This is a genomic window from Sphingobacterium tenebrionis (assembly GCF_037126265.1).
GTDB classification, from domain to species: Bacteria; Bacteroidota; Bacteroidia; order Sphingobacteriales; family Sphingobacteriaceae; genus Sphingobacterium; species Sphingobacterium tenebrionis.
The window spans coordinates 81,140-101,333 of record NZ_JAYLLN010000002.1 but is presented as its reverse complement, the minus strand read 5'-3'; the positions used below and the strand labels follow the sequence as shown (position 1 = coordinate 101,333).

The following is a 20,194-nucleotide window of genomic DNA, read 5'->3' as shown; positions in this document are numbered from 1 at the left end:
TTATGTTTAAAAAGAAAATCCTTGTGGGGGCGCTTTTAGCCCTAGTGGTAGCCGCCAGCTGTAAAAAAGATCCTGTAAATACGGAGACTGATAAAGATGCTGAAAAAGAAATTTTGTTCAGAGATTCGGCTTATTATTATTCTTTAGCCCTATCCTTATGGACGGATAAATTACCGCAGCCAAAACTGATCGGTAATGAGCCAGACTTAAAGTCCTTCACTGGAAAATTTAAGACCGCAGAAGAGGTATTGGATGAGTTGAGAAAATCCGCTACACTGGATCGTTTCAGTTTCGTAGACCGCGCTGGAACTGTGAGTGAAGAAATTCAACAAGGTGTGTATAAAGAGACCGGTGCTACACCGATATTCCTGTTGGAATCAGCTGGTTCAACCAACGCGAATCTTTATATCCGTTATGTTCAAAAGAACTCACCAGCAGCTAAAGCGGGTTTGATTCGTGGAATGCGAGTAGTCAGCATCAACGGGGATACTAAGGTTGATTATAATTCGGAGAGTGCTAATGAATTTAAGAACGCCATGAAATTCTTCTCTGGCGAAACCTTAAAATTAGTGGTGGTAAGTCCAATCGATGGTAAGGAAAGCACGATTACCGTTACGGGCGATGCCTACCAGATTGATCCGATCATGGTCAATAAAGTAATCGATCATAATGGTAAGAAAGTAGGTTACATGGCATATACCTCATTTGTCAATCTATACAACAACCAGGGGCAGCCAAACAGCTATCATACAGCGATGGAAAATGTGTTCAAAGCTTTTGAAGGCGTGGATGAGCTAGTGATTGATCTGCGTTATAATGGTGGTGGATCAACTTGGTCTGCGGAATATTTAGCCAATCAATTGGTGCCAACCACCCATGCAAAAGCATTGATGTATAAATATAAAGTGAACTATGTATTGGAAGATGCTGGATTATTGCAACCCGGCAAAGCTTTTGGTCCTGTTTATTTCGACAAGAAAAACACGCTGAACCTAAAACGCGTATATTTCCTTGGAACAAAGCAGACTGCATCGGCTAGCGAATTGGTGATCAACAGCTTGAAACCGTATATGGATGTACAATTGATCACAGTGAGAGGCAATGATGGGTCCATTGGAACTTATGGAAAACCTGTTGGTTTCTTTGAATCCAAAGTAGTCCATGGTTATGGTTCGTATTACATCACCTCCTTCCAAATGGTAAACAAGGATGAATTTGGTGATTATTTCAATGGATTGAAAGGTGAAAAAACGGATTCGTACGAAAGCTTTGCACTTCAATTAGGAGATCCAAACGAGCGTATGTTTTCGGATGCGCTATATCATATCACGAACGGAACATATCGTAGTGCTTCAGCGAGTATGCGCAGAACGACAAAATCGGGAAAACCTGAGATGGAAGCAACGAGCATACAACCTCAGACACCTCACATTACCGGTATGTTTAAGTTTTCAAATGAGCAAAATTTAAAAAACATCCTTAAGTAATTAATCTAATCAGCATGTGCTAAGTCTATAATTTGGAATTATAATTGCGCAAGCAACAATACATACATTTTAACATAGAATTGGCACATGCTGAATAAATATTTCACCCTACTTTTTTTAGTCCTTATCGGACTATCATCCTGTAAAAAGGATACGGATAAAATCCCATCTCCTGAAAAACCTCCTGTAAGCAACAACAGAACTACGGATGAGAAAGTGCGGGATAGTATCTATTTCTATTACAAATACCTTTCTTACTGGGAATCCAGCATTCCTGTGTATAACCCGATTTCGGACATCAGCGATAAATATAGCAGTGGCGAAAGCTTGTTAAATCATTTAATGGGATTAACGCCTGTTAAAAATGATTATGTATTTCATGGTCCTGGACAGAACATCGTTGAAAATTATACCGGTCCTTTGGATAGGTTCTCTTGGATCGAAGATATCAGTTCGACTTCTAGCAGAAGTGCCCGGGCAGATACATATGATGGTTTCGGGCTCTTTGTTGTTTTTGAAGGTGGAGATGCCAATTCAGCAGCCTATGTAGGCCTTTCAGAAGGTAATTCACCAGCCGACAAAGCTGGGATTAAACGTGGGGATAAAATCATCAAAATAAATGGCGTGGAGGCATTGGGTAAAAACTTCAGGTTAATTGAAGCGGAACTGAACAAAACCCAATTGGTATTGGATCTGGAAAGGGCCGGAGTTCCTTTCACTAAAACACTTACTTATGGCTCCTACGATATTTTCCCGGTGGTAAAAGACAGTGTTTATACCGTAAATGCTGATAAGGTGGGTTATTTCGCGTTATCATCCTTTGAAGAAATGACCAATGATGCTGGTCAATACACGGCCATGTATAATGCCATGAATGCAGCTTTCAATAAATTTAACCAACAGGCCATCAACAAGATTATTATCGACCTGCGATATAATACCGGTGGTTATGTCAGTACTGCTATATACTTGGCGAACAAAATCGTCAACAGCAATGGCGCAGGTAAATTGATGTTCAGCTACGATATCAACAAAAACCTGAAAGAAGAGAAGGCCAAAGGAAGTCGTGAATTTGATGATGTAATGTTCAACAATTCGGCGACAAATATTACCGATGTATATTTCTTGGTATCGGATTATACCGCATCAGCTTCAGAAATTGTGATTTCCGCGCTGAAACCCTATGCTAATGTGCGCCTTATTGGAGAACATGGAAGTACTTATGGCAAACCTGTAGGGTTCTTCCGTCAGGATATCCTAAACAAAGCAGGCCTTTGGGCAGCATCCTTCAAGATTGTAAACAGCGCAGGCTAAACCGATTATTGGGATGGCATTCCAGCCGATAAACCCGGTGTTTTTGACAATGTTCGCTTTGATTTTGGAGATCTTCGTGAGGATATGTTAGCTACGGCTATACAGCATATCCGTTCAGGTTCTTATACCTTATCCGGAAGCAGTGCCAAAGCAAGTAGCCAAACAGGTACAACCAGAACATCTTCTGCAGTTCCCGTTAATAAATTACGTGAGAGGAATATGATTAAGGATTAAGAATTAGTTATTTAATTCTTAACTTTACTGCATGGCAGGGAACAAACCAACAACGATTAAGGAAATTGCGCGAAAGTTGAAGATTTCACCTTCAACGGTTTCGCGCGCATTGAACGACCATCCGAGTATAGGCTTGGTCACGACCATGCGTGTAAAGAAAATGGCCGAGGAAATGGCTTACGAGCCTAACCAGACTGCTATCTTTTTCAAACAGCGTAAGACCTTTACCATCGGTGTTATTCTCCCGAAATTATCGGAACCTTTCTTTTCTGAGGCGATCAGTGCCATCGAAGATGTGGCGGATGAAAAGAAGTACACCGTACTTTTAGGGCAATCCCTAGATGATGAGAACCGCGAAAGCCATATCATCCAGACCTTCAAAAAGCATCGTGTGGATGGTATATTGATTTCCCTAGGGAAAAACACGGGAGATACCGACTTTGTGGATATCCTCTCCAAAACCGAAATCCCAGTAGTATTTTTTGATTGTGTCCCAGATCTGGATAACGTACATAAAGTATATAGCGATCTTTCTTCAGGTATGATCGAGGCTATCGATGCTTTTGTAGAAAGAGGACATCGTAAGATTGCCTTGATCAATGGACCAGAATCCCTACTTGCGTCCAAAGAACGTTCAGAAGCCTTTTTGAAAGCCCTTAAAAAACAAGGAATCACTTCGGACGAAAGCTATGTTGTCCATACCGATCTAACAGAGAAAGGGAATGAGGAAGCGATGGAAAAACTATGCTCCCTAGCCGACCGACCATCTGCCGTAGTCTCCTTCAATGATTTTGTAACCCTAGATCTGATTCGGTATGCGAAGCAGAAGGGCATTGTTTTGAATCAGGATATGTTCTTCATCTCCTACGCCAATTATCCATTATGGAAATACATGGACAATCCGCCAATGGGAAGTATTGAACAATATCCGGATAAGCAGGCCCAGAAGGCTGCGGAAATCTTATTCGATTGCATCGATAAGAAGGAACATGTTGCAGAACCACAACATGTCGTTTTCCCATCGAAATTAGTAATGAAATAAGGCTTAGTTGATCTGAATGCTGTAGGTGATATCCACACCACCCTGAGCTAACATATCATGTACAGAGCAATATTTTTTCACGGCAAGTTCAGCTGCTTTTTGCGCTTTTGCCTCATCAATATCGCCTTTTAAACGGAATGCAATATGAATTTTCGTGAAGATATTAGGTATTTCTTCCCGACGGTCTCCTGTTACTTCCACTTGAATATCCTGCAGATCCTGACGTTGTTTTTGGAGGATGGTAGTCAAATCGAATACACTACAAGAACCCAAAGCCATCAGCACCAATTCCATAGGTCTGACACCTTTTCCTTCGCCGCCGATGGAATCTGGCCCATCAATATTTACTTTCACGGATGACAACTCGCTGGATGCTTCGAAATGAACCGCATCGTTCTGTCTTGATAAATGTACTTTCATTGTTTTTTAATCTCTATGCTTATACAAAATTAGCAAAAAAACAAGGCAATTATCGAAATAATATCTTGCCCCTTCCGAATAAATAACCTATTTTTACAGCAAATTTTTTTATCAATGAACATTCACGAATATCAAGGAAAAGAAATACTTAAGAGTTTCGGAGTAAGAGTACAAGAAGGTATTGTTGCCGAAACCCCAGAGCAGGCTGTTGAAGCTGCTAAGAGAATGAAAGAAGAATTCAACTCGGATTGGGTTGTGGTAAAAGCACAGATCCATGCGGGTGGCCGTGGTAAAGGTGGTGGTGTAAAATTAGCAAAAAACCATGATGAAGTATTGCAACGCGCAACAGACATCATCGGTATGCAATTGGTTACTCCACAGACTGGTCCAGAAGGTAAAAAAGTTAACAAGGTTTTGATTGCACAGGATGTTTACTACCCTGGCGAAAGCGAAACAAAAGAATTCTACATGTCTGTATTGTTAGACCGTGCAACTGGTCGTAACATCATTATGTACTCTACTGAAGGTGGTATGGACATCGAGGAAGTAGCTGAGAAAACTCCTCACTTAATTTTCAAAGAAGAAATCGATCCTAAAGTTGGTCTTCAAGGTTTCCAAGCACGTAAAATTGCTTTCAACCTAGGATTAACAGGTGCTGCACATAAAGATATGGTGAAGTTCGTAGCTGCATTATACAAAGCATACGATTCTATTGATGCTTCTATGTTCGAGATCAACCCGGTATTAAAAACATCTGATGATAAGATCATGGCAGTTGATGCTAAGGTTAACTTAGATGAGAACGCATTATACCGTCATGCTGACATCGCTGCTATGCGTGATGTTACGGAAGAAGATCCAACCGAAGTTGAAGCGGGTGAATCAAACCTTAACTACGTTAAATTAGATGGTAATGTAGGTTGTATGGTAAATGGTGCTGGTTTAGCGATGGCTACCATGGATATCATTAAGATTGCTGGTGGTGAGCCTGCAAACTTCTTGGACGTTGGTGGTACGGCAAATGCAGAAACAGTGAAAGCTGGTTTCAACATCATCTTAAAAGACCCTAACGTAAAAGCAATCTTGATCAACATCTTCGGAGGTATCGTTCGTTGTGACCGTGTAGCGCAAGGTGTTATCGACGCTTACAATGAAATCGGAAATATCCCAGTTCCTATTATCGTACGTCTTCAAGGTACAAACGCTAAAGAAGCGAAAGAATTGATCGACAAATCTGGTCTTCAGGTATACTCAGCGATCTTATTGAAAGAAGCTGCTGAATTAGTAACTAAAGTATTGGAAGAAGGTAAATAATCTCCTTCTAAAAGATAATGAATGGCCTTCCTTTGGGAGGCCATTTCTTTTAATACTAATTCGTAAATAGTACCTTTGTTAAAATAAAAAACATTAAGAAATGACAACATCTACTTCGGATATTTCACGTAAGAAATCAGCGGAATTATTTGAGAAGGCAAAAGCATATTTCCCGGGAGGGGTAAACTCTCCTGTTCGCGCCTTTAAATCTGTTTATGGAACTCCCCTATTTATTGAGCGTGGAGACCAGGCACATTTATGGGATGCCGATGGCAATGAATTTATCGATTACTGTTGTTCTTGGGGGCCGTTGATTTTAGGGCATAACAACGCCAAGATTCGAGAAGCGGTACAGGAACAATTAAGTAAAGGCTTGAGTTTTGGTGCTCCAACGGAATTGGAAAACCACTTGGCCGAACTTATCCTCAACAACAACAAAAAGATTGAAAAAATACGTTTTGTAAGTTCTGGAACGGAAGCGGTGATGTCGGCTATTCGTTTGGCAAGAGGATATACCAAAAGAGATAAGATCGTGAAGTTTGAAGGTTGCTATCATGGGCATTCCGATTCCTTATTGGTAAAGGCAGGATCCGGTCTGGTAACCTTTGGAGAAACCTCTTCTGCAGGTGTTCCAAAAGCGTTTGCGGATGAGACGATCGTTATTGCATTGAACGACAAAGAGGCTTTGGAAAAGGTTTTTGCGGACTTCAAAGATCAGATCGCTGCAGTAATCATCGAAGGAGTACCCGCGAACAATGGCTTATTGATTCAGGATAAGGATTATATCCACTTCCTACGGGATATAACCAAAGAAAATGGATCATTATTGATCTTTGATGAAGTGATAACCGGATTCCGTTTGGGATTCGAAGGCGCTTCGAAATATTACGACATCCAACCTGACATCCTAACTTATGGTAAGATTATCGGTGGCGGGATGCCTGTAGGTGCCTATGGCGCATCAAAAGAAATCATGGGATGCATCTCACCTGATGGAGCCGTTTATCAGGCAGGTACGCTTTCTGGAAATCCCGTAGCTATGGCGGCTGGAATTGCCGCCCTTTCCATTCTGGCAGCTCCTGGATTCTATGAGCAGCTGGAAGCTACCACTCAAAAGTTTGTGGAAGAAATCCGTGCATATATCCAAGAGAAAAATTATGTGGTCAACATCACGACGATCGGATCTATTTTCTGGTTTGCATTTTCTGAAAACGATAAAATCCAACGTGCGGATGAAATTGATCCTGCTTCCATGGAAAAATATAAAGTCATGCACCGAGAGCTTTTGAACCGTGGTATTTATTTTGGCCCTTCTGGATATGAAGTGGGCTTTATTTCGGCAGCACACACAGAAGATGACTTAAATCAGACATTAGTTGCTATAAAAGCAGCTTTAGACGTCGTATTTCAATAAAAAACAAACTATCTTGGATTCAAATTGTTATCATATTATCAATTCGACTAAATATAAAAAAATGAAAACATTAAAATCAGCATTGGCAGTAGTTACAGCAACAGTATTATTGGCTTCATGTAACACTCCAACTAAAAACAAGGATGGCGAAGTAAGAGACACGACTGCATTAGCAGATTCTGTTGGTGCAATTGCCGTAAATCCACTTCCTCATGCTAAGGATTTTCCAGGTGCGACATTGAAAGTTACCGAATTAACATCAGAGAAATTAGGTGCCGATTCAGCGAAGATCACTGTTAAATACGGTGTGTCAAACTTTAACTTGACTGAACAGACTGAGCATACCCATCATATGGCTAACTCCCATGATGGTCAACATATCCATTTTATCTTAGATAATAAGCCGTATGTTGCTTTGTATAAACCAGAACATACGTTTACAGTTCCTGTAAACTCTGAGCATTACTTATTGTCGTTCTTGTCACGTTCATTCCATGAGTCGATCAAGACTGCAGATGCTTCGAAATTGATCAAGTTCAAAGTAGAAGCTGATGGAAAGATCACCGAACTTCCTCAACCAACAGAACCATCAGTATTCTATAGCCGTCCGAAAGGCGATTATAAAGGCGATGAGACTAATGTGTTGTTGTTGGACTTCTTTGTATCTAATACTACATTAGGAGCGGATGCAAATAAAGTAAAAGCGACTATCAATGGTCAAGAGTTCATGTTGGATCAATGGGTTCCTTATGAAGTATTGAACTTACCTAAAGGCGAAGCAACTGTAGTTCTTACTTTGGTAGATAAAGATGGAAATGCAGTAACAGGTGATAACGTTTCTGTTGAAAGAAAAGTTAATTTGTTGGAGAAATAGATAGTAATATCTATTAGACATTAGATAATAGATATTAGATAATAGACTTTTGACAAGTGTGCTAAAATTGTTCATTGATTAATGAACGTGTTTTAGTTTAAATAGAAAGCCTGGGAGAATTGATCTTCCAGGCTTTTTTATTGTTTTGTTTGTTTACTGTTTTCGGATTTTTATTTCTTTTGTTCAACCCCGTCATTGCGAGGAGCTTTGCCGTCATTGCGAAGGTTTTTGCCGTCATTGCGAGGAGGTACGAGGAAGCAATCTTTGGACTTTGTCATCCTAAGCGTAATCTTTGTCATCCTGAGCGTAATCTTTGTCATCCTGAGCGCAGTCGAAGGATCTATACAGTTACTAACGAACAGATGCTTCGACTACGCTCAGCATGACATGCGGGAAGATTGCTTCGTTCCTCGCAATGACGGATGAAGTCTATCATCTAACGTCTAACATCTATAATCTACCCCCCTTAGAATCCCACCGACTTCAAATTCAAGCCGGCTCTTTCATCCAAGCCAAACATCAAGTTCATGTTCTGAACAGCTTGGCCGGATGCGCCTTTCAGCAAGTTATCCGTTGCGTTTAAGATCAATAATTTATTGCCATGCTTCTCCAGATGCATGATACTCTTATTGGTATTCACGACCTGTTTCAGGTCAATGTTAGCTTTTGAAACATGTGTAAATGGATGCGTTGCATAAAAATCCTCATACAACTCATAGGCTTCTTCCTCTGAAAGATCAACATCTACATAAATAGCAGAGAAAATTCCTCTTGCAAAATCTCCGCGCTGCGGAATAAAATTAATCCTACTTGCTGCACGTTCTAACAAAGAACCTTCAGCAGCTGCCAATGGCCCATCACCTTCCGGTAAAAAGCCAGGCTGCAATTGATCAAGTGATTCCGAGATCTCCTGCAGATGTTGGTGTTCAAAAGATTTATAGGCTGAAAGGTTGTTGTTCCTCCAGGAGAAATGGGTGGTTGCCGATGGCTTCTGCCCAGCTCCAGTAGAACCCGTTGTGGCATTCACATGGATCTCACCTTTCAATAATCCTTTTGAAGCCAATGGCAATAATGCCAATTGGATATTGGTCGCAAAGCAACCCGGATTAGCAATGTATTGAGCCGATTTTATCGCTTCCTTATTCAATTCCGGCAAACCATACACAAACTGTGCGCCTTGATAAGCCGTATTTGCCCGTAAGCGGTAATCCTGAGAAAGATCAATGATCTTTACCCTTGGATCCACGGGATTCGCATCCAAGAACTTCTTGGCATCTCCATGGCCCACACAAAGGAACAGAACATCCACATCACTGTGAAAATCGGACGAGAAGGTCAATTCCGTATCGCCAAAAAGATCGTTATGAACATCGGCCAATTTATTGCCGGCATTCGAAGCCGAATTGGCAAATACGATATCCACCTGTGGATGGAATATCAAAATACGCAGGAGTTCTCCTCCCGTATATCCTGCCGAACCAATAATTCCTACCCTGATCTTTTCCATTTTTCCTCGCTGTTTCCTTAAAATTCCTTGTTGTTTACTTATGTTATCCTTTGCTGTTTACTTTATGCCAAATGATGGTTTGGTTACCAAAAATCTTGGAGAACCCCTTCACATCATCACCAGTATATCCTTTATTCATTTCCCCATAGCTACCGAATTTATTGGACATCAGATCATGCTCCGATTCGATACCCAAAATAACAAAGCGGTAAGGGTGTAATTCTACAAAAACACGACCTGTTACCGTTTCTTGAGAACTTTGCAAGAAAGCCTCCATATCACGCATTACCGGATCATGCATTTGGCCTTCATGCATATAATTTCCATAAAAACCAGCCAATTGATCTTTCCAAGACAATTGCCATTTGGTCAAGGTATGTTTTTCTAAAGTATGATGCGCTTTGATCAAGATCAATGGACCAGCAGCCTCAAATCCTACACGGCCTTTGATACCGATAATGGTATCTCCAACGTGGATATCGCGGCCGATTCCATAAGGTTGAGCCAAAGCCTGTAATTCTTGGATCACTTTTACAGCGCCAATTTTATTGCCATTCAAACCTACAGGCTCACCTTTTTCAAAGTCGATACTTACCTGCATTGGCTCGGTTGAAGTAACAGGGGTTGGCCATGCCGCATCTGGTAGGTATTGGTTGGAGGTCAATGTCTCCGCACCTCCTACAGATGTACCCCACAAGCCTTTATTAATAGAATATTTTGCCTTTTCTGCCGAATATTCCACACCATGCTTATTCAAATATTCAATTTCATCCTCGCGAGATAACTGAAGATCACGGATTGGCGTGATGATCTCCACTCCAGGAATCAAGGTCTGGAAGATCATATCAAAACGTACCTGATCATTTCCTGCTCCGGTTGAACCGTGAGCCACACATTCAGCACCGATCTTCTTCGCGTAATTGGCAATTGCTGTTGCCTGGCTAACACGCTCGGCAGACACCGAAAGTGGATAGGTCGCATTCTTCAGTACATTACCAAAAATAAGATACTTAATCGTTCCACGGTAATAGTCTTCAGTTTCATCAATGGTCGTATGGGATTTCACGCCTAACTCGTACGCCCTATTTTCAATTGTCTTTAATTCCTCATCCGAAAAACCACCGGTATTAACGATGACAGAATGAACTTCCAAACCTAGGTCACGAGAAAGATAGATACAACAGAAGGAAGTATCCAACCCACCACTAAATGCTAAAACTACTTTTTTCATTTTATAACGATTAATATGCTGATAATAACAAAAATAACAATTTAAAAACCTTTTACAGGTTTAACGCCTACCGGAAACACCGTTGCTACCATTTTTTTGGTAGACTTCCATAGCTTCGCTTCAATGCGTTTCAATAAAGACTGTTTCTTGGAGATACGGTCCAAACGTTCTTTAGCTTCCGCTTTACGCTGGATCTTTTCCTTGAGCTCTTTTTCTTTTTCCACTGGATCCCAAAGCATGGCGGTACACATGCAGTTCTTACGGTCCTTCGCCATCAGAATATCGTAATTCACACAAGATTGACATCCTTTCCAGAATTCTTCATCTTGGGTCAATTCCGAATAGGTCACCGGTTCGTATCCCAGGTCCGAGTTGATTTTCATGACTGCCAATCCGGTAGTCAGACCAAAGATCTTGGCCTTCGGATATTTTTCATGCGATAATTCAAAGACCCTTTTCTTGATGGCTTTTGCAAGACCCACCTTTCGGAAAATAGGATTGACGATCAGGCCAGAGTTGGCCACATAGTCCCCATGGCTCCAGGTCTCGATATAACAGAAACCTGCCCAAGTACCGTCCTTGTGCAAAGCGATCACTGCCTTCCCTTCCTCCATCTTTCTGGCCACGTATTCGGGTTTACGACGTGCAATACCTGTACCACGAGCCTTTGCAGACTCAAACATTTCGTCACAGATAACCTCAGCATAACCAATATGATCTGCTGTAGCGGGAATAATCAAAAAATCTGAAAGTGTCATTTAAATTTATCGACCTAAAATGTAAATACCGAAGTATTTGGATTATCTAATCTTACTCTAACCATCTTCCATCGAGCTTGATGGAAAATCAATATGGGAAATTTGCCTGCCTCGTAAATCAAGCTCGAGGCAGAATAGGTCGTCGGAATCGAAGTATTGGACAATTAAATGATCGAACATGCACATAGGACACCTGAACAAGCTTGTAGAAAGCTTGGCCAAATAATCCCAAAAATGTTCTGTTACAAATCATCTTCTTATCGTTTTATATCCTGTGATCAGACTGCGCAAAAGTAAACAATTATTTTTTTCTTTTATGCAATATCAATGTAGTTTTTTTACATAAAAAATTACATCTATTCTACTTATTTGCAATCCTTTCAATTAGACCACTACATTATTGAAACGTTTAAAATCTTTCATTGTTTTGTAAGATTTTGGGAGATTGGCGGGAGATTGTTGGGAGATTGGTAGGGATATGCTCCAAACCGTAAATATTTCCTTAGTTTTGCAGAAATATTTAAATATCATGGTTGGTCCAAGTATTATTTTCTATATCCTGTTCGTGATTCCTTATGTGTATTTTATGTACTGGCTGGTTAAGCAGGACAAGAAAAAGCACATGTGGGGGATATTGGTGGTTACGGTGATTGCGATTGCTGGGGTATTGGTGTCGCAGACTGCAAGTAAGGTTGCGATGGAAAATTATAAGCAGCATCAGGTTGATGCGAGGGAGCAGGAAAATGAGGCGAGAGAGCAGGAAGTTCAATTGCAAGCGGACAGCTTGAAAAATAAGAAATAAGGTTTAGGTCAATGCGAGACCTTGTCATTGTAAACTTCGCGTCATTGCGAGGCTTCGACATTGTAAACTTCACGTTATTGCGAGGAACGAAGCAATCTTTAGCCATGTCATGGTGAGCGAAGTCGAACCATCTGTTCGTACATAACCATTCGTACAGATCCTGCGACTGCGCTCAGGATGACATGGGGCGCCAGCATACCCAAAGATTGCTTCGTCGTACCTCCTCGCAATGACGCGAAGGTATCACTCACGCGAAGATTTCGAATTCCCAACTCCGAAATCCCCACTTCGAATTCCCTACTCCCTTATCCCTTCCAGCTTAAACAAGAAAGCATAATTCAGCGCTACATCCTTCAAGTAATCAAACCTTCCAGAAGCGCCGCCATGCCCGTAATCCATATCCGTTTTCAACAAGATCACATTACTTCCTTTTTTGGTAGCCCTTAATTTCGCCACCCATTTCGCCGGTTCAAAATACTGCACCTGCGAATCATGCAAGCCCGTTGTTACCAACAGATTCGGATATTCCTTAGCTTCGATATTCTCATAAGGCGAATACGATTTCATATATTCATATGCCTCTTTCTGGTTCGGGTTCCCCCACTCATCATACTCATTGGTCGTCAATGGAATCGTTTCATCCAACATGGTATTCACCACATCCACAAAAGGAACCTGCGCAATAATACCATTCCAAAGCTCTGGTGCCATATTAATAATTGCACCCATCAATAATCCACCCGCACTACCGCCCTGCGCATACAAATGGTTTTTCGACGTATATTTCTGATCCACCAAGAACTGCCCACAATCGATGAAATCCGTAAAGGTATTCTTCTTTTTCATCATCTTACCGTCCTCATACCATTGTCTTCCCATTTCCTCTCCCCCGCGGATATGTGCGATGGCAAAAATAAAACCCCGATCCAATAAACTCAAACGGGTCGAACTGAAGGTCGGATCCATTGAACTTCCGTATGATCCATACGCATACAACAATAAAGGCGCTTTCCCATCCTTCTTCGTTCCCTTCTTATAAACAATTGAAATCGGAACTTCCACACCATCCCTTACCTTAGCCATGATTCTTTCGGTAGTATATTGGTTGGCATCATATCCTCCCAAAACCTCCTGTTGCTTCAACAAGGTCTTATCCTTGGTCTTCATGTTGTAATCATAGGTGGAAGATGGGGTAACCATCGAGGTATAGCCATATCGAACCACATCCGTATGGTATTCCGGATTGGCACTGGAATATACCGTATAGGCTGCTTCGCCAAAATCCATGTAATGTTGGCTGTTATCTTTTAGATTACGGATCGCCAGGTTGGTCAACCCATTCTTGCGTTCAGATACCACCAAGTAATTCTCAAATTCATCCAAGCCCTCGATCAGCACATCCTTTCTATGCGGGATATATTCCTTCCAGTTTTCCTTTCCGGTCTTATCCAAAGGCGTTTCCATCACCTTGAAGTTCTGGGCACCATCATTCGTTTGGATCAGGAAACGATCCGCTAATGGCGTTACAGAGTACAGCACATTCTTCATCCTCGGCTGGAACACCTTAAAGGTTCCGTTCGGATCATCCGAACGCAGGTATAAGGTTTCCGAACTCAATGTACCTCCCGATTGGATGAAAATATACTGATCATTCTTGGATTTCCATACCCCAATATAATTGGTGTTATCCTTTTCATCATAAACGGTGGCATCGGTCTTGGAATCGGTTCCCAAGGTATGACGCTTAATCTTCTCACTCAATAAAGTCACCGGATTTTTAGCCGTGTAGAAAAGGGTCTTGTTATCATTCGCCCAGATCGCAGAACCAGAAGTCCGCGCGATCCTGTCCTTTAATATCTCCCCTGTTTCCAGGTTTTTGATGTAGATCACATATTCCCGACGGGATACCGTATCCACCCCATAAGCAACCATTTTATTATCCGGACTTACCGAAACACCACCCAAGGAGTAATAAGGAAATCCTTCGGCCATTTTATCCACATCCAAAAGCACCTCCTCAGGAGCTTGAAGATTACCTTTCTTCCGACACACCTTGTAATATTGCTTCCCTTCTTCGGTACGTTGGTAATAATAATAGCCATTTTTCAGATAGGGAACACTTTCATCTGTTTCCTTGATCCTGCTCTTCATCTCCTTGAAAAGCACATCCTGAAAACCTTCCGTGTCCTGCATCATCGCCTTGGTATAATTATTTTCCGCTTCCAGGTAAGAAACAACTTTTGAAGAGTCTGGGCCCTTCTTAAAATAATCATTCATCCAATAGTAAGGATCCTGAACGGTATCGCCATGGATTATACGTTGGAATGCTTTTAATTCCGCAATGGGAGCTGTGGCCTCTGGCCAAATTATAGGGTCTTTTTTCACGCTTGTCTCTTGTGAACATGATGAAATAATCATCGATAGTATTAAACCAAAAACAATTTTTTCTTTCATATATTTAAATTTAATAATGGTCTTAGTTGGGATTAAATTTAGCAATAATATCTAGTTTTTAGATTAATTAACAGATGAATATCCCATAAAACATTAATTTTGGAAAATTATAATCTTAATAAATATGTTAAAAACAAATAAATTGTTGTGCTATCTCGCTTTAGGTATCCTACCTTTCTATAGCGTTGCCCAAGAAAAAGATAAAGCTCCGGCAAATTGGTTCAATTTGGATCACCAAAAAGATGGAGCGATGGGAATCAGCACAGACAAAGCCTACGAATTATTAAAGGGCCGTAAAGCTAGCCCGGTAATCGTGGCCGTATTGGATGGTGGTGTGGATATCCATCATGAAGATTTAAAAGATGTGCTTTGGAAGAATAAAAAGGAAATCCCTGGAAATGGTAAGGATGATGATGGCAATGGCTATATCGATGATGTATATGGTTGGAATTTCCTTGGGAATGCCAAAGGTGAAAACGTGGACCACGATAACCTGGAAGTGACCCGTTTGATCCGTATCTATGAACCTAAATACATTTCCGTCCTTCCTTCTACACCTCTTTCTGAAAAAGAAAGAAGAGAATTTGTCGCTTATCAAAAAATGGTGACCGATTATACCTCCAAAATGGATGAGGCGGCGTTCGGTAAGCAGAACTATGTGCGTATCAAAGAAAGCTTGGAAGCCATTGTAAAAGGTATCGGAAAGGATCCTAAAGCTATTACGGCAGCGGATCTGGATGCATTCCCTAACCCGAACAACAACCAAAAGAACATCATCCGAATCGCTAAAAAGGAAATGGAAAAAGGAAGCTTTGAAAAATTCTTTGAGGACATCAAAGAAGGTGCTACCTATTTCAGCGATCAGGTAGATTACCACTTGAACAAAGGTTTCGACCCGCGTCCGTTGATCGGCGATACGTACGATGATGCATCGGAACGTCATTATGGAAATGCAGATGTAAAAGGTCCTGATGCCGACCATGGTACCCACGTAGCAGGGATCATCGGCGCCAAACGCAAAAACAACCTGGGTATCGATGGCGTATCCGATCAGGTACAGATCATGTCGGTTCGTGTGGTTCCCAATGGTGATGAAAGAGATAAGGACGTAGCCAATGCCATCCGTTATGCGGTAGATAACGGCGCAAAGGTGATCAATATGAGTTTCGGAAAAGGTTATGTCTACAACAAAAAAACAGTAGATGAAGCCGTTAAATATGCCGAATCCAAGGATGTCCTTTTGGTTCATGCCGCTGGTAATGATTCCAAGAACGTCGATGTAGAGAAAAATTACCCCATGAAATATTTTACGGATAGCGTGGATGCGATCATCGGTGAAGCTAAAAACTGGATCACGGTTGGCGCCACAGCTTGGAAAGTAGATGCCGACCTATTGGCAGAATTCTCCAACTACGGTTACCGTAGCGTAGATGTATTTGCTCCAGGGGTGAAAATCTATTCGACCATGCCGGAAAGCAAATACAAAGATATGGATGGAACCAGTATGGCTGCCCCAGTGGTATCAGGATTAGCTGCCTTGATCCGTGCATATTACCCAAGCTTTACAGCAGAAGAAGTAAAACAAGTGATCATGAACTCGGTGACCAAGATCGACCAAAAGGTAAAAGTAAAGGGAGAATCTGGAAACAAACGTGTTTACTTGGATGAAATTTCCGTTAGTGGTGGTGTGGTGAATGCCTATAAGGCCATTGTAGAGGCTGATAAGCTACTTTCGAAGAAAAAGTAAAAAAATGTTAAATTTTTCACAATATTGATAAGTATCTTGCGTTAACTATATAAAACAAAGATGCTTATGGTTGAAAATTCTACTAAAACAAATGAATTAAACTACGAAGAACAATTCTCGAATACAGTAGAGAATAATGAAGTTGAAGTATCATTCGAGGATAAGATTAAAGGTTGCATTTCGCAACTATCAAAAAATCCAGAAGATAAAACAATAGCAAATATACTCAACTATTCAAAGTCACTTCGTAATTTATAAAACATAGCCACTCAGACAGCGGAGTGGCTATGTTCCTTTTTAGTATATTTGTACATGCTAAAAAAAGATAGATATAAGGCATTCGTCGAATACTTCTCTACCCATAATCCCGATGCACAGACTGAATTGAACTACGGCAACCCTTATGAGTTGTTGGTCGCTGTTATTCTCTCTGCACAATGTACGGATAAACGCATCAACCAAGTTACCCCTGCCCTTTTCGAACGCTTCCCTGAACCGGAATCTTTAGCCGCCAGTTCCGTGGAAGAGATTTTTTCCTATATCCGTTCCGTGAGCTATCCGAACAATAAAGCAAAGCATCTGTTGGGTATGGCTCAAAAACTGGTAGCAGAATTCGATTCTACCGTACCGGAGAAAATCGAAGATCTGGTCAAATTACCAGGAGTTGGTCGTAAAACGGCTAATGTCATATCTTCTGTGGTTTACCATAATCCGGCGATGGCGGTGGATACGCATGTATTCCGGGTCAGCAATCGTTTAGGACTGACCAGCCGGGCAACTACCCCATTGGCCGTCGAGAAACAACTCATCAAATACCTGCCGAAGGATACCATCGCTATTGCGCATCATTGGTTAATCCTGCATGGGCGATATATCTGCGTGGCCAGAAAGCCGAAATGCGAAATCTGTCCCATTACCTACTTCTGCAAATACTTTGAACAGAAATATAAGGCCAAACCGGTAGAAAAAACTTAACCTATATTTATCTTTAAACTAACTTTAACTGCTATTAAACATCTTATTTTTAAATAAATACAATATTTAAACTAATTTTTTTAGTAAATAATTTGCAGTTATCTAAACAATACGTTATTTTTGATCTTAATATACTAAAAATATGAGCAACTCAGACAAATTAAAAGCTTTACAGCTTACCTTAGATAAACTAGAGAAATCCTACGGAAAGGGAACCATCATGAAATTGGGAGATTCTGCCGTAGAACCGATCGAAGCTATTTCTACCGGTTCTTTGGGATTGGACATCGCCTTAGGTATTGGTGGAGTTCCAAAAGGTCGTATCATTGAAATATACGGTCCGGAATCCTCAGGTAAAACCACGTTAGCTACACATATTGTTGCTGAAGCTCAGAAAAAAGGGGGTATCGCTGCCATCATTGATGCGGAACATGCCTTTGATAAATACTATGCCCAAAAACTGGGGGTAGATATCGAGAACCTGTTGATCTCACAACCAGATAATGGTGAACAGGCATTGGAAATTGCCGATAACCTGATCCGTTCAGGAGCGATCGATGTGATCGTGATTGACTCCGTAGCCGCTTTGGTACCGAAGGGAGAGATCGAAGGCGAAATGGGAGAATCTAAAATGGGTCTTCAGGCGCGTTTGATGTCCCAAGCCTTACGTAAATTAACCGGAACGATTGCCAAAACAAACTGTTGTTGTATTTTCATCAACCAATTACGTGAAAAAATTGGGGTGATGTTCGGAAACCCGGAAACGACAACTGGTGGTAATGCATTGAAATTCTATGCTTCTGTACGTTTGGATATCCGCCGTACTTCGCAGATCAAAGATTCGGATGAGGTAGCAGGTAACCGCGTAAAAGTGAAGATCGTTAAAAATAAAGTTGCTCCTCCATTCCGAGTGGCAGAATTTGACATCATGTTCGGTGAAGGTATTTCCAAAGTTGGGGAGATCATCGATTTAGGTGTGGAATATAACATCATCAAGAAATCAGGCTCATGGTTCAGCTATGGGGACACCAAATTGGGACAAGGTCGTGACGCCGTGAAATCCCTGTTGTTTGATAATCCGGATTTGATGGATGAATTAGAGGCTAAGATCCGTGCAGAAGTTACTGGACAAGATCTTGACCAAGCCATCGCGAAAGAAGAAGAATAGTTAATAGAAGAAGAATAGTTTAACAAATACCCGAATGGGGCAAATGGGCAATCCGCAAACGATTGCCCATTTTTTATTCATCGCATTCTTGTTACAACCAAAACAGTTTCCTTATTTTTAAAAGGCTTAATTTTAAGGTATTAATTGATCATCAACCCATACTTAAATAATGAGCTTTAATAGAAGAAATTTCCTAAAAGGACTAGGCCTGATGGGCTTAAGTGCAAGCATCCCTGCGCATGCCAAGCAGGAAAACCATTCCACCAGTTTGTTGGAAAGTGCAGATCAAGCGCAAAGCTTTGATTTCGCAACAGCGCCCTACCTACAAAATCTGACTGACCGTGAAGTCAGCATCTGTTGTATTTTTAATAAACCTTGTATTGCCTGGGTGGAAGTGTTGGATAATAACAAGGCTATCGTCGAAACGATTTACCAGGTTGAAGATGGGATGCGGAATGCAAATACCGATCTCTTTAAGTTTCGGGTGAAACGGAATGGGCCAAGCTTGACCTATCGGGTAGCCGCTAAGGAAATCACCCGTTTTGAGGCGTATAAGATTGAGTATGGTCAGGCTATAAAATCCAAGGAGATCACGGCGAATCTGGCTTCCAGCCATCAGAATAGTGTTTACGCCTTGATTTTGAATGATATCCATGAGAATAGAAATTCTTATGGCGTATTGTATAAAAAAAGCAGACTTCCTAAAAAGGATTTGGTGTTTTTGAATGGCGATTCTTTCCATTATGTGAATAATCAGAAAGACCTAACGGATAAATTATTGAAACCGGTAAGTGCCGAATTTGCTGGGCAAACGCCGATGGTGATGGTACGGGGAAACCATGAAACCCGAGGAGCTTTTGCGAGGTCTTATAAGCCCTATTTTGATTATCCGGAGGGTAAGTTCTATCATGCATTTAAGATGGGACCGGTGTATTGGGTGGTATTGGATAGTGGCGAGGATAAACCGGATAGCCATGAGGTTTATGCTGGGACGGTGGATTACGACGGGTATAGATTGGAACAGAAGGCTTGGTTGGAAGGGGTATTGAAATCGAAGGAAAGGAAATCAGCGAGGCATACTATTGTGGTGACGCATATTCCTTTTCATCATTCGGATGAGTGGCATGGAACGAAGCATAATAAGGAATGTTTCCATGAGGTATTACAGAGGAATAAGGTGGATGCTGTTATTTCAGGACATACGCATAGGCATGGTTTTCATGAGCCGAATGCGGAGCATAATTATTATGTGATTATTGGTGGGGGTCCGAAGGAAGGTGAACGGACATTTATTGATGTGAGCGCGGAAGGGAAGATGTTGGAGGTGTCGTTGGTTAAGGAGACTGGGGAGGTGTTAGGGACTTTTGGCAAGGGGAAAGGTTAGGAACTTTTGGCAAGGGCAAGGTTTAGCGTCATTGGGAGGCACTTTTACGTCATTGCGAGGAACGAAACA

The 20,194-nt window shown here is 41.3% G+C and carries 17 protein-coding genes; 12 read left to right on the top strand and 5 right to left on the bottom strand.

The annotated features are described in order from the left end of the window. The first annotated feature begins 2 nt into the window (after nucleotides 1–2). From VJ786_RS01695 to VJ786_RS01680, 4 genes are all read left to right on the top strand, one after another. Nucleotides 3–1,487, top strand: coding sequence for a S41 family peptidase (locus tag VJ786_RS01695; RefSeq protein WP_134776279.1), 1,485 nt, complete (start codon nucleotides 3–5; stop codon nucleotides 1,485–1,487). An 87-nt stretch (nucleotides 1,488–1,574) separates the two neighbouring features. After that, nucleotides 1,575–2,801 carry a S41 family peptidase gene (locus VJ786_RS01690; RefSeq protein ID WP_336557107.1) on the top strand — a complete coding sequence of 409 codons (1,227 nt, stop codon included), beginning with the start codon at nucleotides 1,575–1,577 and terminating at the stop codon, nucleotides 2,799–2,801. Nucleotides 2,802–2,885: 84 nt separating this feature from the next. Further along, nucleotides 2,886–3,035: a hypothetical protein gene (locus VJ786_RS01685; protein WP_336557106.1), complete on the top strand. Its 150-nt coding sequence runs from the start codon at nucleotides 2,886–2,888 to the stop codon at nucleotides 3,033–3,035. Between the two features lie 31 nt (nucleotides 3,036–3,066). Beyond that, the gene (locus VJ786_RS01680) at nucleotides 3,067–4,077 is read left to right on the top strand and encodes a LacI family DNA-binding transcriptional regulator (RefSeq protein WP_099368145.1); all 1,011 of its coding nucleotides are present in this window, start codon (nucleotides 3,067–3,069) and stop codon (nucleotides 4,075–4,077) included. Nucleotides 4,078–4,080: 3 nt separating this feature from the next. On the opposite strand, the gene VJ786_RS01675 is transcribed toward VJ786_RS01680, so the two are convergent. After that, nucleotides 4,081–4,497: an OsmC family protein gene (locus VJ786_RS01675; RefSeq protein ID WP_099368144.1), complete on the bottom strand. Its 417-nt coding sequence runs from the start codon at nucleotides 4,495–4,497 to the stop codon at nucleotides 4,081–4,083. A gap of 114 nt (nucleotides 4,498–4,611) precedes the next feature. Between VJ786_RS01675 and sucC the strand changes: the two genes are divergently transcribed. The 3 genes from sucC to VJ786_RS01660 all read left to right on the top strand — a co-directional run bounded on the left by sucC (nucleotide 4,612) and on the right by VJ786_RS01660 (nucleotide 8,099). Next, complete coding sequence (sucC, locus tag VJ786_RS01670; RefSeq protein ID WP_099368143.1) at nucleotides 4,612–5,811, top strand: ADP-forming succinate--CoA ligase subunit beta; 1,200 nt, start codon at nucleotides 4,612–4,614, stop codon at nucleotides 5,809–5,811. A gap of 100 nt (nucleotides 5,812–5,911) precedes the next feature. Further along, nucleotides 5,912–7,225, top strand: coding sequence for a glutamate-1-semialdehyde 2,1-aminomutase (gene hemL / locus VJ786_RS01665; protein ID WP_134776281.1), 1,314 nt, complete (start codon nucleotides 5,912–5,914; stop codon nucleotides 7,223–7,225). A 61-nt stretch (nucleotides 7,226–7,286) separates the two neighbouring features. Further along, nucleotides 7,287–8,099 (top strand): hypothetical protein, encoded by an 813-nt coding sequence (locus tag VJ786_RS01660; protein WP_099368141.1) that lies wholly within the window; start codon nucleotides 7,287–7,289, stop codon nucleotides 8,097–8,099. A 466-nt stretch (nucleotides 8,100–8,565) separates the two neighbouring features. Here VJ786_RS01660 and argC read toward each other — a convergent pair whose 3' ends face one another. The 3 genes from argC to VJ786_RS01645 are packed head-to-tail and all read right to left on the bottom strand — an operon-like array spanning nucleotide 8,566 to nucleotide 11,595. Beyond that, nucleotides 8,566–9,606, bottom strand: a complete 1,041-nt coding sequence (gene argC / locus VJ786_RS01655; protein ID WP_134776282.1) for an N-acetyl-gamma-glutamyl-phosphate reductase — start codon at nucleotides 9,604–9,606, stop codon at nucleotides 8,566–8,568. Between the two features lie 43 nt (nucleotides 9,607–9,649). Next, on the bottom strand, nucleotides 9,650–10,837 hold the full coding sequence (gene argG, locus VJ786_RS01650; protein WP_134776283.1) for an argininosuccinate synthase: 1,188 nt from the start codon (nucleotides 10,835–10,837) through the stop codon (nucleotides 9,650–9,652). Between the two features lie 41 nt (nucleotides 10,838–10,878). Next, nucleotides 10,879–11,595, bottom strand: coding sequence for an N-acetyltransferase (locus VJ786_RS01645; protein WP_099368138.1), 717 nt, complete (start codon nucleotides 11,593–11,595; stop codon nucleotides 10,879–10,881). 478 nt (nucleotides 11,596–12,073) lie between these two features. Here VJ786_RS01645 and VJ786_RS01640 point away from each other — a divergent pair, with 478 nt between their 5' ends. Then, on the top strand, nucleotides 12,074–12,397 hold the full coding sequence (locus VJ786_RS01640; RefSeq protein ID WP_336557105.1) for a hypothetical protein: 324 nt from the start codon (nucleotides 12,074–12,076) through the stop codon (nucleotides 12,395–12,397). A 297-nt stretch (nucleotides 12,398–12,694) separates the two neighbouring features. Here VJ786_RS01640 and VJ786_RS01635 read toward each other — a convergent pair whose 3' ends face one another. Beyond that, entirely contained in the window at nucleotides 12,695–14,782 is a 2,088-nt protein-coding gene (locus VJ786_RS01635) for a S9 family peptidase (RefSeq protein WP_336557104.1), read from the bottom strand. A 193-nt stretch (nucleotides 14,783–14,975) separates the two neighbouring features. Here VJ786_RS01635 and VJ786_RS01630 point away from each other — a divergent pair, with 193 nt between their 5' ends. The 4 genes from VJ786_RS01630 (at nucleotide 14,976) to VJ786_RS01615 (ending at nucleotide 20,125) form a co-directional block, all read left to right on the top strand. After that, a complete protein-coding gene (locus tag VJ786_RS01630; protein ID WP_134776285.1) occupies nucleotides 14,976–16,598 on the top strand; it encodes a S8 family peptidase in 1,623 nt (540 codons plus the stop codon). 312 nt (nucleotides 16,599–16,910) lie between these two features. Then, nucleotides 16,911–17,573, top strand: a complete 663-nt coding sequence (gene nth / locus VJ786_RS01625; RefSeq protein ID WP_134776286.1) for an endonuclease III — start codon at nucleotides 16,911–16,913, stop codon at nucleotides 17,571–17,573. Nucleotides 17,574–17,715: 142 nt separating this feature from the next. Further along, nucleotides 17,716–18,741, top strand: coding sequence for a recombinase RecA (recA, locus tag VJ786_RS01620; protein WP_134776287.1), 1,026 nt, complete (start codon nucleotides 17,716–17,718; stop codon nucleotides 18,739–18,741). Between the two features lie 169 nt (nucleotides 18,742–18,910). Further along, nucleotides 18,911–20,125 (top strand): metallophosphoesterase family protein, encoded by a 1,215-nt coding sequence (locus VJ786_RS01615; protein ID WP_134776288.1) that lies wholly within the window; start codon nucleotides 18,911–18,913, stop codon nucleotides 20,123–20,125. The last annotated feature ends 69 nt before the right edge of the window (nucleotides 20,126–20,194 follow it).